The sequence below is a fragment of the Blastococcus saxobsidens genome (genome assembly GCF_010682065.1).
Taxonomy (GTDB): domain Bacteria; phylum Actinomycetota; class Actinomycetes; order Mycobacteriales; family Geodermatophilaceae; genus Blastococcus; species Blastococcus saxobsidens_B.
Window position 1 is genome coordinate 37,758 of record NZ_JAAGWG010000031.1, and the last position, 14,978, is coordinate 52,735.

Here is a 14,978-nt window from a genome sequence, read left to right on the forward strand (position 1 = left end):
CCGCGCCGGGCGTCAGCTCCGTCCGCCGCGCCTGCGGACCACCAGGGCGAGCGCCCCGGCGCCCAGCAGCACCGACCAGAGCAGCTGGACGGCCAGCAGCACCGGCGTGGGGCCACCCGTGACGAGGGCCGCGGCGACCGGCAGGCTGCCGAGGACCCCGACGTCGACGCCCTGCACGAACCCCGCGCCGGCCCCGACGGGCAGCACGCCCATGGGGGTGGACACCACCGGGCCGGCCCAGTCCATCTCCGGGCGGAACGCGCCCCGCAGGGAGGCCGCCGCCCAGGCCGGCGCCGTGGCGGCGCAGAGACCGGTCCACAGCAGCGGGGTGTCGCCGGCCAGGCCGACGAGCAGCCCGGTCAGCGCGGTCACCGTCGTGACGAGGACGAGCGGGACGACCGCGCGGGCGACGGTGACCCCGGGAGTCGAGAGCGGCAGCAGCCGGTCCAGCGCGGGCAGGGCCTGGGCCTGCCGCGCCGGGTGCCCGGCGGCGACGGCGGCCAGCGACCAGCCGACCAGGCAGGCGCCCCAGACGGCGAGCGGCAGGGCGCCGAGCCCGTCGGTGCGGGCCACCAGGACCGGCACGGCCACCGCGACCAGCGCCTGACCGACGTGCCAGGGCGAGCGGCTCAGGGCTGCGCGGTCCCCCGCGACGACCGCCTGCCAGGCCCCGGACACCCGGCCGAAGCGCCGGGCCCGCCTCGGCGCCCGCGGCCGCCGCGCGGTGAGGGCCCGCCCCAGCTCCCGGGTGTCGAGGGAGACCGCGGAGGCCGCCGCGTACTGCGCCGTCGCGCCGGCCGCCCGTAGCTGCGCGGCTCCCAGCCGGTCCAGACCGGCGACCGCCACGACCACCAGGGGGACGGCGGCCCCGAGCGCCGCGAGCGCCCACCCGGCCGGCACCGACGGGAGGGCGGGCACGTCCGCACCGCCGGTCACTGCCAGGGCGGTGCACGCAGCGACCGCGACGACGGCGACCCCGACCGCCACGGCCCCGGCGAGCGGCGCCAGCCGGCCACTGCGTCCCCGGGTCTGGTTGACCGCGGCGGCACCCACCAGCGCCGCCGCGCTCCCGGCCGTCCCGGCGAGCACGACGGCCACGCCGAGCACGCTGGGGGCATCGGTCAGCGCGAGCGCGAGCGGCAGCGACAGCACGACGGCGGTGCCGACGACGGCCGAGGTGATGCGGGCGAGCTCTCCGCGGAGGAGGCCGCCTCGACCGGCCGGCAGGGGCAGCCACCACGCGGCCGCGGCCGGCGTGCTGCTCACCGGCCCCAGCCGGTCCAGGCAGACGACCAGCCCCGCGATCGCCAGCACCGCGGCGATCGCGACGGTCACCCCCGCCGGGAGCACCGGCACGGTGGCCGGCGCGCCGGCGAGCGCCATCGACTCGCGGACGGAGGACAGCGCCCCGGCCAGCACTCCCACCCCGATGGCGATCGTGACCAGGTTCGCCCACAGGTCGCCGAGCCGTTCGGCCAGCGTGGTGTCCGCCCGGGCCGCGGTGGCCCGCCGGGTGAACCGCCGGACCTGCGCGCCCGACAGCTCCGCCTCGAGCACCGCCGTTGCCCCCGTCACAGCGTCGGCAGGACGTCGGCGGCCACCTCCGGGGCGAGCCGCCGGGTCTCCTCCTCGTCGACGAGCAGGACGTCGTCGGCCACCGCGCGCAGGAAGTCGGCGTCGTGGCAGGCGAAGACGATCGCCACCCCGTCGTCCCGGTGCCGGGCCAGCCGCTGCGCCAGCCGGGCGCGCATGCCGGCGTCGAGCCGGCGCTCGGGCTCGTCGAGGACGACGAGCCGGGCCGGCCGGACGAAGACGGCCGCCAGTGCCAGCCTGCGCCGCTGGCCCGACGACAGCTGCGAGGGCAGGGCGTCGGCCCGCTCGGCCAGGCCGAACTCCGCCACCTCCGCCGCCACCACGGATTCCGGATCGGTGACCCCGTGGCCCCGGGCGGTGAGCAGCAGGTGCTCCCGGCCGGTCAGGGACGGGAAGAAGGCCTCGTCGTCGAGCACGCAGGCGACGTCGCGCCGGAAGTCCGCCTGCCGCTCGTCGACCTCCCGGCCGTCGAACTCCACCGTCCCGCCGAGCGGCTCGAGGAGGCCCACCAGCGTCTGCAGCAGCGTGGACTTGCCCGCGCCGTTGGCACCGACCACGCCCAGGGCCCGCCCCGGCTCGACCACGAGGTCGACCGGTGCGCACACCGGCTCGCCGGCGTAGCCCACCTCGAGCCCCTCGGCCCGGAGCAGCGGGGTCCGGTCGGTCGTGTTCGTCATCGCCCCGCAACGGTAGGGCCCCGGCCGCGTCCTCCCCCGCGCACGCGCCGGGGTCGGGTGGATGCCGTCGTAGCTGTAGCCGGAGCGCCACGTCCCGCCTCGTCGGCCAGCACGGAGAAGAAGTCGATGACCGTGGTGCCGGCCTCCTCCCGGTGGGCAGAGATGGCCTCGTCGAGCGCGATGGCCCGGCAGCCCGTGCCCGGCCGGCGGAGTGGGAACGGCTGACCATGACGAGAGAAGTCGGGACCCCGGCGTCGCCTCCCCGGAGGCGTTCCGGCAGCGGCACCCCGCGTCGACTCCCGGGACTCCCCTGCGGTGGAATGTCCGGCGTGACCCCGGAGCGCCCCCGGCCGGCCCGGCGCCGACGGCTGTGACGCCGGCCTCCCCGCCCGGGACCTCGCCCGAGCCCACCGCCATCCCCTTCCGCACCGCCGTCCGGGCCTGGTTCCTGATCTCGCTGCAGACCTTCGGCGGCCCCGCCGGCCAGATCGCGGTCATGCAGCGCACCCTGGTCGACGAGCGCCGGTGGATCGGGCAGCGCCGGTTCCTGCATGCGATGAACTACTGCATGCTGCTGCCGGGTCCCGAGGCGCAGCAGCTGGCCACCTACGTCGGCTGGCTGCTGCACGGCACTCGCGGCGGCCTGGTCGCCGGTGGCCTGTTCGTCCTCCCGGGCGTTCTCGCGCTGCTCGTCCTCTCCGCGGTCTACGTCGCCTTCGGGACCACCACCGCGGTGCTCGCGCTGTTCGCCGGCCTCGCGCCGGCCGTCCTGGCGATCGTGACGCAGGCCGTCGTCCGCGTGGCCAGGAAGACGCTGGACCGGCCGGAGCTGGTCGCCCTGGCGGTCGCGGCGTTCCTCGCCCTGGCTCTCCTCGGCGTCCCGTTCCCGGTCGTCGTGGCCCTCGCCGGCCTCGCCGGGTGGGCACTCGGTCGGTGGCGCCCGGCCGTCCGGCGGACGAAGGTGGAGGACGCCGATGCCGGCCCGCCGCCGGTGGTCTCCGACGACGTCCTGCACACCGAGGCGCCGTCGACCCGGCGCACCCTGCGCGTGCTCCTCGTCGGGCTGCTCGTCTGGGGCGTGCCGATCGCCGTCGTCGCCGTACTCACCGGGACCGGCAGCACGCTCACCGAGCAGGGACTGTTCTTCTCCGGCACCGCAGTCGTCACCTTCGGCGGCGCCTACGCCGTGCTGGCCTTCGTGGCGCAGCAGGCCGTGGCCACCTACGGCTGGCTCTCCCCCGGCGAGATGGTCCGCGGCCTGGCGCTGGCCGAGACGACGCCCGGCCCGCTGATCATGGTCGTGCAGTTCGTCGCGTTCCTCGGCGCCTACCGGGCGCCCGGGTCGCTCGACCCCTGGGTGGCCGCGGTGCTCGCCTCGCTGCTGGTCACCTGGGTGACGTTCGTGCCGAGCTTCCTGTTCGTGCTGCTCGGCGCCCCGTACATGGAGCGGCTCCGCGGCAACGCCTCGCTGTCGGCGGCGCTGACCGGCATCACCGCGGCCGTCGTCGGGGTGATCGCCAACCTGGGCGTCTACTTCGCCGTGCACACGCTGTTCGCCGAGTCGGCCCCGGTGAGCTGGGGCGTCCTGCAGGTGGAGCTGCCCGACCTCGGCACGCTGCGCCCGCTCGCCGTCGGGATCGCGATCGTGGCCGCGGTCCTGCTGTTCCGGTTCCGGTGGTCGGTGCTGCGCACGCTCGGCGTCTGCGCCGCGCTCGGCCTGGCCGCCGGGCTGGCGGGCCTGCCGGTCGGCTGAGGCGACGAGGGCCCGCCGTCGGCGGCGCTCGTCCACGCTGCCGAACCCGCCCGGCAGGTCTAGCGTTCGCGCCACTTGCGAACCGGCGGAGGTGCGACAGTGCCCGAATCGATCGTCGTGGGTCTGGACGGGAGCGAGTCGAGCGGCCGTGCCGCCGACGCCGCCGCCGACGCCGCGCGCCACCACGGACTGCGGCTGGTGCTGGCCTGCGTCGTCCCCTGGTCGCCCTACTCCTTCACCACGGCCGAGGAGAACGAACGCAGGTCGGTGGAGAAGGAACGCGAGGCCTCCGACGCCCGCGACCGGGTGCTGGCCCCCGTCGCCGCCAGGCTCGCCGAGGCCGGCGACCTCCGGATCGAGGGCGTCGTCCGGCACGGGCACCCGGCCGAGACGCTGGTGACCCTCGCCCGCGAGAACGACGCGGCCTGGATCACCGTCGGCCGCGTCGGCCAGAGCCGCGTGCGCACCCTGCTCTTCGGCTCGACGCCGAGCAGCCTCATCCAGCTCTCCCCCGTGCCCGTCCTGGTGGTGCCCTGATGGATGTCCTCGCCGCCACGTTCGACGAGCGGGTCGACAGCTTCTTCGCCCCGGTCTCCGAGGTCATCACCGCGATCGTCTTCTTCGCCGTGCCCCTGGACTTCATCGACGAGGGGGTGGAGCTGCCGCTGATCGTCGTCTGGCTGGTGGTCGCCGGCTTCTTCTTCACCATCTACCTGCGCGGGTTCCAGTTCCGCGCGTTCAAGCACGCCATCGCGCTGACCCGGGGCGACTACAACGACCCGAAGGACGCCGGCGAGGTCACCCACTTCCAGGCGCTGGCGACGGCGGTGTCGGGCACCGTCGGGCTCGGCAACATCGCCGGGGTGGCGGTGGCCATCTCCCTGGGCGGGCCCGGCGCCACGCTGTGGATGATCGTCGCCGGGCTGGTCGGCATGTGCACCAAGGGCGTGGAGTGCACCCTCGGCGTGAAGTACCGCAACGTCTACGCCGACGGTCGCGTGTCCGGCGGCCCCATGTACTACCTGACCAAGGGGCTCAAGGAGCGGAGCCCGCGGCTGGGCACGCTCGGCAAGGTCCTCGCCGTCCTGTTCTGCATCTTCACCCTCGGCGGCGCCGTCGGTGGCGGCAACATGTTCCAGGCCAACCAGGCGTTCAGCCAGGCGCAGTCGGTGACCGGCGGCGAGGACGGCCCGCTGGGCGGCGGCGCGGCCGGCGCCGTGTTCGGCCTGGTCATGGCCGTCCTCGTCGGGGCGGTCATCATCGGCGGGATCCGCAGCATCGCCCGGGTCACCGACAAGCTCGTGCCGTTCATGGCGGTCTTCTACGTCATCGCCTGCCTGACCGTGCTGTTCGCCAACGTCTCGGCGATCCCGGACGCGCTGTGGGCGATCGTCTCCCAGGCCTTCAGCCCGGAGGCCGGCTACGGCGGCATCGTCGGCGTGCTGATCCAGGGCTTCCGGCGCGCGGCGTTCAGCAACGAGGCGGGGCTGGGGTCGGCGGCCATCGCGCACTCCGCCGTGAAGACCAACGAGCCGGCGACCGAGGGGCACGTCGCGGTGCTCGAGCCGTTCATCGACACCGTCGTCATCTGCACGATGACCGCGCTGGCCATCGTCATCACCGGCACCTACGCCGATGAGAGCAGCGCCCCGGGGGTGCAGACGACGTCGGCGGCCTTCGAGTCGGTGGTCGGCTGGTTCCCGATCGTCCTGGCGGTGGCGGTCGTGCTCTTCGCCTACTCGACGATGCTCGCCTGGAGCTACTACGGCCTGAAGGCCGCGACCTACCTCTTCGGTGAGTCGATGCTGGTGGACCGCACGTGGAAGCTGATCTTCTGCCTGTTCGTGGTCATCGGCGCCTCGTCGACGCTGGACGCGGTGATCGGCTTCTCCGACAGCATGATCTTCCTGATGTCGCTGCCCAACATCATCGGGCTCTACATCCTGGCCCGGGTGGTGAAGCGGGAGATCTACGGCTACCGCGAGCGCCTGGACAGCGGGGAGATCGTGCCCGCCCAGCAGCGGTCCTGAGCGCGGCGGTGCGGGTGGACCCCGCACCGCCGCGGTTGCTACATGTTGCTGACGATGCAGCGCAGGTCCTCGGCCATGCGCGTGGCCTCCCGGGACGCGCCGACGATGGCGTCCTGCGCCTGGGCGGTGGAGGCGTTCTGCTCCTCGACCGCGGCGGCGATGGTGGTCTGCGCCTCGACGACGCCCTGGATGACCTCCTGCACGCTGCCCAGCGCGGCACCGGCGGCCTCGACGTCGCCACGGACGGCGTCGACGACCCGGCGGATCCGCTCGGTGGCCTTGGCCGTCTCCCCCGCGAGGTCCTTCACCTCGCCGGCGACCACGGCGAAGCCCTTGCCCGACTCCCCGGCTCGAGCCGACTCGATGGTCGCGTTGAGCGCGAGCAGGTTGGTCTGGTCGGCGATCGTGGAGATGCTGCCGGCGATCTGGTCGATCTCGGCCATCGTGGCGGCCAGCCGCTCGACGGTCTCCGCGCTCTCCCGGGAACCGACGCTGGCCTGGTTGGCCGTGGTGGTGGCGTGGCTGGCCGCGGCGGCGATCTCGGCGATCGCGCTCCGCAGGCCGGTCATGACGTCGGTGGCGGTGCCGACGTTCTCGTCCAGGCGCCGGCCCGCGTCGACGAGCCCGGCCAGCTGCTCCTCCAGCGCCGCGGCGCGCTTCTCGCGGTCGGCCAGGGCCGTGGCGGCGTCCTCGGCGGTGCGAGCCCGCTCGGCGGCGAGCTCGGCCTGGGCCTGCGCCTGCGCGTGTGCCTGCTCCTCGGCACGGCGCGCCTCGGTCCGCCGGCCCCGGTCGGCCTCCTCGGTGAACTTCCACGAGTAGGCGAGGAAGAAGGCCTCGGCCAGCAGGAACACCGCGTGCAGACCGGCGAAGAGCAGCGGGTTCTCCCGGGCCTCGGTCGTGGAGAAGACCGAGTCCGGCATGAGCAGGCTCATGACCGCGTGGTGCACCGCGACGAAGGCGACGGCCACCAGGAACGGCGTCCACATCTGGTACAGCGCGACCAGCGCCAGGATCGCGTAGAACCAGATGTGCAGATCGGTCAGGCCGCCGCCGACGTGCACGAGGACGTCCGCGCCCACCATGAGCCCGAGGGCGACGGCGCTGGCGCGGGCCACCCGGCTGCGCAGCACCTGCCCGGCCACCAGCAGCACGCCGAGCGCGGCGAGCTGGCCCCAGAGGAGCCAGCCTCCCACCCCGCGCACCAGGCCGATCCCCACGAGCACCGGCAGGTGCAGCGCCAGGACGACGGAGATGATCCGGTGTCGCCCCTGGAACCCCGCCTCGTCGAGCCGGGCGCCGCGCGGGATGGAGGCCCAGAACCCCGTGGGGGCCGGGGATGAGGTGGTGGTCACCCCGCATCTATCGGCAGCGGATCCGTTGTATCGAGTAGAACCATTCAGCCGGTCGGGTTCCTGCTCCCCGTCGGGCGGAGCACCGTCAACGGCAGCCGCAGCGCACCGGGCGCCGCGGCGGGGACCACCGGCCGCCGGGGCGGCACCGGCGCGACGGGGCGGTAGGCCTCCCCCGGCGCCGGCCGCGGGTCGGCCTCGCCGTTGTTCGGCCACAGCGCCACGGCCCGCTCGGCCTGCGCGGTGATCGTCAGCGACGGGTTGACCCCCAGGTTCGCCGACACCGCCGAGCCGTCGACGACCGAGAGCCCCGGGTGACTGTGCACCCGGTGGTAGGGGTCGACGACGCCGTCCTCGCGCGTGGCCCCGATGGCGCAGCCGCCGAGGAAGTGCGCGGTCATCGGGATGTTGACCAGCTCGGTCATCGCGCCGCCGGGGTCGCCGTCGATCTTGGCCGCGATCCGCCGCACCGCCTCGTGCCCGCCGGGGATCCAGGTGGGCACCGGCTTCCCCGGGCCGGGCCGGCTGGTCAGCCGCCGGCCGAACCGCCGCTTGCCGCCCGACACGACGATGCTGTTGTCCAGGCTCTGCATGACCAGCGCGATGACCGTGCGCTCCGACCAGCCGCGCACCGACAGGCTGCGGACGAACGCCGCCGGGTTGCGCGCTATGACGCCGATCGCCCTGAGCCAGCGGGGCAGCCGGCCGCCGCCGTCGACCAGCACCGTCTGCAGCAGGCCGATCGCGTTGCTGCCCTTGCCGTAGCGCACCGGCTCCAGGTGGGTGTGCTCGTCGAGGTGGAAGGAGGAGGTGATCGCCACCCCGCGGCTGAAGTCGGTCGGCCCGCCACGGCGGCCGGTCGCGGCGAGCACGGCCTCGGAGTTGGTGCGGGTCTGGTGCCCCAGCCGCGGCGAGAGCTCCGGCAGCGCGCCGCTGTCGCGCATGGCGTGCAGGAGTCGCTGCGTGCCGTAGGTCCCGGCGGCGAGCACGACCTGGTCGCACGTCCAGCGCCGCAGGGTGCGCTTCCCGGACCAGGCGCCGCTGCGCACCGCCTCCACCACCCAGCCGCCGCCGGGGCGGGGCCGCACGCTGGTCACGGTGGTCAGCGGGTGCACCACCGCGCCGGCCTTCTCGGCCAGGTAGAGGTAGTTCTTCACCAGCGTGTTCTTGCCGCCCACCGCGCAGCCGGTCATGCACGAGCCGCACTCGGTGCAGCCGGTGCGATCCGGGCCGACCCCGCCGAAGAACGGGTCGGGCACGGTCCTGCCGGGCTCGCCGTAGAAGACGCCGACCGGCGTGGACACGAAGCTGTCGCCGACCCCCATCTCCTCGGCCACCTCGCGGAAGATCTCGTCGGCGGGCGTCGTCGTCGGGTTGGTCGTGACGCCGAGCATCCGGGACGCCTGCTCGTAGTAGGGCGCGAGCTCGGCCTCCCAGTCGGTGATCCCGGCCCACTGCGGATCCCGGAAGAACGCCGACGGTGGCTTGTAGAGGGTGTTCGCGTAGTTCAGCGAGCCGCCGCCCACGCCGGCCCCGGCCATGACCAGCACGTCGGGCAGCAGGTGGATCCGCTGGACGCCGTAGCAGCCGAGCTGCGGCGCCCACAGGTAGCGGCGCAGGTCCCAGGAGGTCTTCGGCAGCTCGTCGTCGGCGAACCGGCGGCCGGCCTCGAGCACCTCGACGCGGTAGCCCTTCTCGCTCAGCCGCAGCGCGGCGGTGCTGCCGCCGAAACCGCTGCCCACGACGACGACGTCGGTGTGCCGCTCAGACCTGCGCAACGGGACCCCCCACGGGAACGGGAGCGGGCTCGAAGTCCGCGAGGTCGAGGCGCCGCAGCCGCCGCCGGAAGGTCAGCGTCGACGCCGGCCAGTTGGTGGTGTTCCGGCCGCTCTCGGTCAGGTACCAGCTGCGGCAGCCGCCGGCGAACACCGTGCCGCCGACCCGCCGCTGCACCCAGGAGTCGAAGGCCGCGGCGACGTCGGCGCGCACCTCCAGCCAGCGCCGCCTGCCACGAGCCAGCTCCCGCACCGCCTGGACGACGTAGCCGACCTGGGCCTCGAGCATCACGATGATCGAGTTGTGCCCCAGGTTGGTGTTCGGGCCGTACAGCACGAACAGGTTCGGGAAGTTCGGCACGGTGGTGCCGAGGTAGGCGCTCGCGCCGTCGGCCCACTGCTGGTGCAGGTCCCGCCCGCCCCGGCCGGTGAACCGCACGGGAGCGAGGAACTCCGTCGCGGCGAACCCGGTGCCCAGGACGATGGTGTCGACCTCGCGCTCGGTGCCGTCGGCGGTGACCACCGAGTGCTCCCGCACCTCGGTGATCCGCTCGGTCACGACCTCCACCTGGGGCAGCTGGAGGGCGGGGTACCACTCGTTGGACATCAGGATCCGCTTGCAGCCCATCGGGTCGGTCGGGGTGACCTTGGCCCGCAGCGCCGGGTCGGGGACCGCCGTGCGGAGGTGGGCGAAGAACCGCTTCCGGTGGGCGAACAGCAGCCGCGGCTCGGTGTTGAAGCCAAGCGTGCGCAGCTCGTTGGAGACGTAGTTGGCCTCGCGGGACAGCCGCAGCAGACCCGGCACCCGGGCGAAGGCCCGCTTGGCCCGCTCCTGGTAGGCGCGGTCGGGCTTGGGCAGGACGTAGGGCGCCGAGCGCTGGAAGACGCTCAGCGCCGCCGTGCGCCCCGCCACCGCGGGCACGAACTGGATCGCGCTGGCACCGGTGCCCAGGACGGCGACCCGCTCGCCGGTCACGTCGTGGTCGTGCCGCCACTGCGCCGAGTGGAACAGCGTGCCCTGGAACCGGTCCAGGCCGGGCACGTCCGGCGTGCTGGGCCGGCTCAGCTGGCCGAGGGCGGGAATCAGCACGTCGGCCTCGTGCGTGCCGCCGTCGGCGAACCGCAGCCGCCAGGTCGCCGACGCCTCGTCGAAGGCGGCCTCGGTGACCTCGGTGCCGAACCGGATCAGCGGCAGCAGCCCGAAGTCGCGGGCGACGTCGCGCAGGTAGGAGTGGATCTCCGCCTGCGGGGCGAAGCGCCGCGACCAGTCCGGCTTGGGCGCGAACGACAGCGAGTACAGGTGCGAGGGGACGTCGCACGCCGCGCCCGGGTAGGTGTTCTCCCGCCACACCCCGCCGACGTCGTCGCTCTTCTCGAACAGCACGACGTCGTCGATCCCGGCCTGGCGCAGCCGCACGGCCATCGCCAGCCCACCGAACCCGGTGCCGACGATCGCCACCCGCGGGCCGCCCATCAGCCGGCCGTCCACGTCGGCGCGCGGCCCTCGAGAAAGGCCACGATGCCCTCCATGGCGTCGGCGCTCTTCCCGACCGCGGCGATCTCGGCGTCGTTGCGCTCCCACGCGGCTGCCTCGTGCGGCAGGTCGCCGTCGACCATGCCGAGGGCCAGCCGCTTGCTGGCCTGCACCGCCAGCGGCGCGTTGCCGGCCACCTTCTCGGCCAGCCGCAGCGCCGCGGGCAGCACCTCGGCGGCCGGGACGACGTCGTTGACCAGCCCCCAGCGCAGCGCGTCCTCGGCGCTCATCGGCTCACCGGTGAGGATCAGCCGCATCGCCACCTTGCGGGGCAGTTGCTCGGGCAGCCGCAGCACGCCGCCGGCCGCGGCGAAGATGCCCCGGGAGATCTCCGGCAGCCCGAACGTGGCGGTGTCCGCCGCGACGGCGAGGTCGCTGGCCAGCACCAGCTCGGTGCCGCCGCCGAGGGCCGGACCGTTGACCGCGGCGATCACCGGCGTGCTGATCGGGTGCCGCACGAAGCCGGCGAACCCGTAGTGCTCGCGGCCCGGGGCCAGCGGGTGCTCGCCCCGGCCCAGCGCCTTGAGGTCGGCGCCGGCGCTGAAGGCCTTGTCGCCCGCGCCGGTGAGCACCACGCAGCGGACGTCGCGGTCGGCGTCGGCGGCCTCGAGCGCGTCGGCGACCCGGGTGGCGACGTCGGAGTCGACGGCGTTGCGCGCCCGCGGGCGGTTCAGCGTGACGACCAGCGTGGCGCCGACCCGCTCGGTGCGGACGGCGGGCTCCTGCTCGGGGGTGCTCATGGCGGCTCTCCTGGGATCAGACGGCGACGGCGGCGGTGCCGTCGCGCGAGACGACGGAGACGGTGCGGCCGACCTGGGTGGTCGCGCCGCCGGACAGGGCGGCGAGCGAGAGCGCGGCCGCGGTGGCGGTGTCACCCGGCGCGCTCGGCAGCGCCACCCGCTGCCCGGCGGAGGTCCGCCCGACGACGAAGGCCTGCTGCGGCGCCCCGTCGCGGCCGTGCTCGACGGTGGCGGTCTCGACGACCAGCTCCTGCCCCCCGGCCTCGGTGGCGGGCAGCAGCGGCGGGGCGTGGGGATGGCCGACCGCCACCGGCTCGGGCCGGCCGACGTAGCCCTCGGGGTGCGGCCGGCCGCTCAGCAGCACGCCGTGCTGGTAGCTCAGGTAGCCGCCGTTGGCGTGCACCAGGCCGACGCCGTCGGTCCCGCGCAACCGCTGGGCGGCCGTGGCGATCGCGTGCAGCGAGTAGGTGTTGAGCGGCCCGCCGAAGGAGGAGTGGCCGCCGGCCACGCTGAGCACGGCCTCGCGGGGCAGCCCGAGGTGCAGGGCGGCCAGCTTGGGAACCACGGGGAAGCAGCTGTAGACGTCGACCAGCGCGAGGTCCTGCGCCGTCAGCGAGGCCGCCGCCAGGGTGCGGTCGAGCGCGGCCGCGAGCGCCTCGGACCGGTCGAACCGGGTGCGGCGGAGCGGATCGGGGTCGTCGTCGGCACCGGCACCGCCCCACACGTGGGTGAGCCGGTCCTCCGGGACGCCGGCCGCGCGGGCGACGGCCAGCGAGGTGACGATCACGGCGGCGGCCTGGTCGACGTGCGGCATCGCGTTCATCGCCAGCGGATAGGGCTCGCAGACCATCCGGTTGCCCGGGCCCACCGTGCCGATCTCCTCCGGCGTCCGCCGCTCCTGGTTCCAGGCGGTCGGGTGCCCGGCCGCGACCGCGCTGTAGTCGGCGTAGAGCCGCGCCGACCACTCGGCGTTCTCCTGCGGGGTGAGCCCGAGTGCGGCCTGCAGCGCGTTCTCGTGGAGGGGGTAGACGCGGGCCGGCAGGAACAGGCCCGCCTCCAGCTGTGCCGGCGTCCCCAGCTGGTCGAGGTCCAGCGGCGGCGGACCGCCCGGCTCGGCGCTCCAGCCGAGCTCGGCGACCGGGTCGACGCCGGCCTTGCCCAGCGCACCGACCGAGGCCTGCGCCTCGCCGCCGACGAGGAGCGCGACCCGGCTGGTGCCCGCGGCGATCGCGGCGGCCGCGGTGTCGAGCAGCCGGGCGGGCAGGTGCCCGCCGAGCGCGGTGTCGGCCGCGGTGCGCGGAGCGGCGCCGACGCGGGCGGCGACCGTGGCCGCGAGGTCGGCGTAGGCCCAGCTCGCCGTCCGGATCGCGTGCACCGTGTCGGCCTGCCGGAGCAGCTGCGGCGCACCGGCGTCGGCCGCGGCGAGCTCCAGCGCCTCGACCATGAGCGCGAGCGGCTCCCGGGCGCCGGTCGTCGTCCGCTCGCGGTTGGCCCGCAGCTGGCCGACCCCGACCAGGACGGGGACGCGGGACTCCTCGGGCACGCCGATCTCCTCCGGTCAGAGCCGCGCGGCGGCGGTGTAGAGCGCGGTCAGGTGGTCGAGCAGCGGGCCCAGCTCCGGCGGGACCGGCCGGGACGCGTGCGCGATGAGCAGCTCCACCAGCCCGCCGGTGAGGACGGCGGCGCTGAGCTCGACGTCGCTCCCGCCGGCTCCCGACGGCCACAGCGAGCGCATGAGCCGCGCGGCCAGCGCGTTGAACGCCTCCAGCAGCTCCCGCCGCTGCTGCCGGAACTCCTCGGTGGCCAGCGACTCCATGAGGGCCACCCGGACGGTGCGCGGGTCGGCGGTGAACCAGTCGGCCAGCGCGCCGAGCACGGCGCGGGCCCGCTCCTCGGGGTTCCCGGTGCTGCCGTCCAGCGCGACCCGCACGGTGGTGTGCACCCGCTCGGCGATGCGGGCCGTGACCGCGCGGAAGAGGTCTTCCCGGCTGCCGAACAGCTCGTAGAAGTACCGCGGGCTCAGCCCCGCCGCGCGGCACACGTCGGAGACCGTGCTCGCCGCCCAGCCGCGCTCGGCGAAGACCTCCAGCCCCGCGTCGAGGAACTGCTGCAGCCGGCGGGCGGAGCGCTCGTCGGCGCTCATGCCTGCGTACAGCCGCTCCACCACGACGCCTCCCCGACCCAAGTTGAACGGCACTTTACAAGATGAACGCCGACGATCAAGATGTTGCCGCCACCACTTTCCACCCCCTGAGGAGCGGCGTGACCACCTGGGACACCGACGAGCGCAGGGCCCTCCGGGCGTCCGCCCGCCGCTTCGCCGAGGCCGAGATCGTCCCGAACATGACGGCGTGGGAGAAGGCCGGTGCGCTGCCCCGCGAGCTGCACCGGAGGACGGCCGCCGCGGGCCTGCTCGGCGTCGGCTTCCCGGAGGCGGCCGGCGGCGAGGGCGGGACGCCGATCGACACCCTGGTCATCGCCGAGGAGCTCATCCAGGCGGGCGGCTCCAGCGGCCTCGTCGCCGCGCTCTTCACCCACGGGATCGGCCTGCCGCACCTGATCGAGGCCGGCGACCCGGCGCTCGTCGAGAAGGTCGCGCGACCCGTCCTGGCCGGCGAGAAGATCGTGTCGCTGGCGGTGACCGAGCCCGAGGGCGGTTCCGACGTCGCCGGCCTCACCACCCGCGCCGTGCGCGAGGGCGAGGAGTACGTCGTCGACGGGGCCAAGACCTACATCACCTCGGCCACCCGCGCGGACTTCTTCACCGTCGCGGTGCGCACCGGTGACCGCGGCGCCGCCGGCGTCTCGCTGCTGCTGCTCGAGCGCGACATGCCCGGGCTCACCGTCTCCGCGCCGCTGGAGAAGATGGGCTGGCTGTGCTCCGACACCGCCGAGCTCTCCTTCTCCGGCGTCCGCGTGCCCGCGGGGAACCTGATCGGCGAGGAGAACGAGGGCTTCTACGCGATCATGGGCCAGTTCGCGGCGGAGCGGCTGAGCCTGGCCGTCCAGGCCTACGCCACCGCGCAGCGCTGCCTGGACCTCACGATCGCCTGGGTCAAGGACCGGCAGACGTTCGGCCGTCCGCTGTCCAGCCGTCAGGTCGTGCAGCACCGGGTGGCCGAGATGGCCCGGCAGACCGACGTCGCCCGCACCTACACGCGGGCGGTGATCGACCGCTGGCAGGCCGGGGACAACGTGTTCAGCGAGGTCGCGATGGCCAAGAACACCGCGGTGGCCGCGTGCGACTTCGTCGTCGACAACGCCGTCCAGCTGTTCGGCGGCCTGGGGTACATGCGCGAGTCGGAGGTCGAGCGGCACTACCGCGACAGCCGGATCCTCGGCATCGGCGGCGGGACGAACGAGATCATGACCGAGATCGTCGCCAAGCTCCTCCTCGCCTGACCGAGCTTTTCCGCGGAAACTCACCGGTGAGTTTCCGCGGAAAAGCGGGGGATGCTCCTATGGATCGTCAAGCTGCCGCGGTGAGGTTCTGGGCTCGTTGGGCGGGGCGTAGGAGGTAGTAGAGC

At 74.7% G+C, this 14,978-nt stretch carries 12 protein-coding genes; 4 read left to right on the forward strand and 8 right to left on the reverse strand.

Features of this window, described 5'->3' with window-relative positions:
- Nucleotides 1-12: 12 nt before the first annotated feature.
- Nucleotides 13-1,575, reverse strand: coding sequence for a DUF6297 family protein (locus tag GCU60_RS16740; RefSeq protein ID WP_163207301.1), 1,563 nt, complete (start codon nt 1,573-1,575; stop codon nt 13-15).
- Complete coding sequence (locus GCU60_RS16745; protein ID WP_163207303.1) at nt 1,572-2,270, reverse strand: ABC transporter ATP-binding protein; 699 nt, start codon at nt 2,268-2,270, stop codon at nt 1,572-1,574. The genes GCU60_RS16740 and GCU60_RS16745 overlap by 4 nt, the downstream gene beginning before the upstream one ends.
- 370 nt (nt 2,271-2,640) lie before the next feature.
- Here GCU60_RS16745 and chrA point away from each other — a divergent pair, with 370 nt between their 5' ends.
- From chrA to GCU60_RS16760, 3 genes are all read left to right on the forward strand, one after another.
- Entirely contained in the window at nt 2,641-4,023 is a 1,383-nt protein-coding gene (chrA, locus tag GCU60_RS16750; RefSeq protein ID WP_163207305.1) for a chromate efflux transporter, read from the forward strand.
- Nucleotides 4,024-4,122: 99 nt separating this feature from the next.
- Nucleotides 4,123-4,560: a universal stress protein gene (locus tag GCU60_RS16755; protein WP_163207307.1), complete on the forward strand. Its 438-nt coding sequence runs from the start codon at nt 4,123-4,125 to the stop codon at nt 4,558-4,560.
- Complete coding sequence (locus GCU60_RS16760; protein WP_163207309.1) at nt 4,560-6,053, forward strand: alanine/glycine:cation symporter family protein; 1,494 nt, start codon at nt 4,560-4,562, stop codon at nt 6,051-6,053. Before GCU60_RS16755 ends, GCU60_RS16760 begins: the two co-directional genes overlap by 1 nt.
- A 38-nt stretch (nt 6,054-6,091) precedes the next feature.
- On the opposite strand, the gene GCU60_RS21725 is transcribed toward GCU60_RS16760, so the two are convergent.
- The 6 genes from GCU60_RS21725 to GCU60_RS16790 are packed head-to-tail and all read right to left on the reverse strand — an operon-like array spanning nt 6,092 to nt 13,618.
- Nucleotides 6,092-7,405, reverse strand: a complete 1,314-nt coding sequence (locus GCU60_RS21725) for a methyl-accepting chemotaxis protein (protein ID WP_204262197.1) — start codon at nt 7,403-7,405, stop codon at nt 6,092-6,094.
- Nucleotides 7,406-7,449: 44 nt separating this feature from the next.
- Entirely contained in the window at nt 7,450-9,180 is a 1,731-nt protein-coding gene (locus GCU60_RS16770; RefSeq protein WP_163207311.1) for a GMC family oxidoreductase, read from the reverse strand.
- Nucleotides 9,167-10,666 (reverse strand): NAD(P)-binding domain-containing protein, encoded by a 1,500-nt coding sequence (locus GCU60_RS16775; protein ID WP_204262198.1) that lies wholly within the window; start codon nt 10,664-10,666, stop codon nt 9,167-9,169. The genes GCU60_RS16770 and GCU60_RS16775 overlap by 14 nt, the downstream gene beginning before the upstream one ends.
- The gene (locus GCU60_RS16780; RefSeq protein WP_163207312.1) at nt 10,651-11,451 is read right to left on the reverse strand and encodes a crotonase/enoyl-CoA hydratase family protein; all 801 of its coding nucleotides are present in this window, start codon (nt 11,449-11,451) and stop codon (nt 10,651-10,653) included. The genes GCU60_RS16775 and GCU60_RS16780 overlap by 16 nt, the downstream gene beginning before the upstream one ends.
- A gap of 16 nt (nt 11,452-11,467) precedes the next feature.
- A complete protein-coding gene (locus GCU60_RS21730; RefSeq protein ID WP_163207314.1) occupies nt 11,468-12,994 on the reverse strand; it encodes an acetyl-CoA acetyltransferase in 1,527 nt (508 codons plus the stop codon).
- 15 nt (nt 12,995-13,009) lie between these two features.
- Nucleotides 13,010-13,618: a TetR family transcriptional regulator gene (locus GCU60_RS16790; RefSeq protein ID WP_163207316.1), complete on the reverse strand. Its 609-nt coding sequence runs from the start codon at nt 13,616-13,618 to the stop codon at nt 13,010-13,012.
- Nucleotides 13,619-13,713: 95 nt separating this feature from the next.
- On the opposite strand from GCU60_RS16790, the gene GCU60_RS16795 reads away from it, so the two are divergent.
- A complete protein-coding gene (locus GCU60_RS16795; protein WP_204262199.1) occupies nt 13,714-14,853 on the forward strand; it encodes an acyl-CoA dehydrogenase family protein in 1,140 nt (379 codons plus the stop codon).
- The last annotated feature ends 125 nt before the right edge of the window (nt 14,854-14,978 follow it).

Bases quoted from the DNA above. Each gene is read 5' to 3' on its own strand.
- GCU60_RS16745 (WP_163207303.1), bottom strand. From the start codon at position 2,270: ATGACGAACACGACCGACCGGACCCCGCTGCTCCGGGCCGAGGGGCTC.
- GCU60_RS16780 (WP_163207312.1), bottom strand. From the start codon at position 11,451: ATGAGCACCCCCGAGCAGGAGCCCGCCGTCCGCACCGAGCGGGTCGGC.
- GCU60_RS16760 (WP_163207309.1), top strand. From the start codon at position 4,560: ATGGATGTCCTCGCCGCCACGTTCGACGAGCGGGTCGACAGCTTCTTC.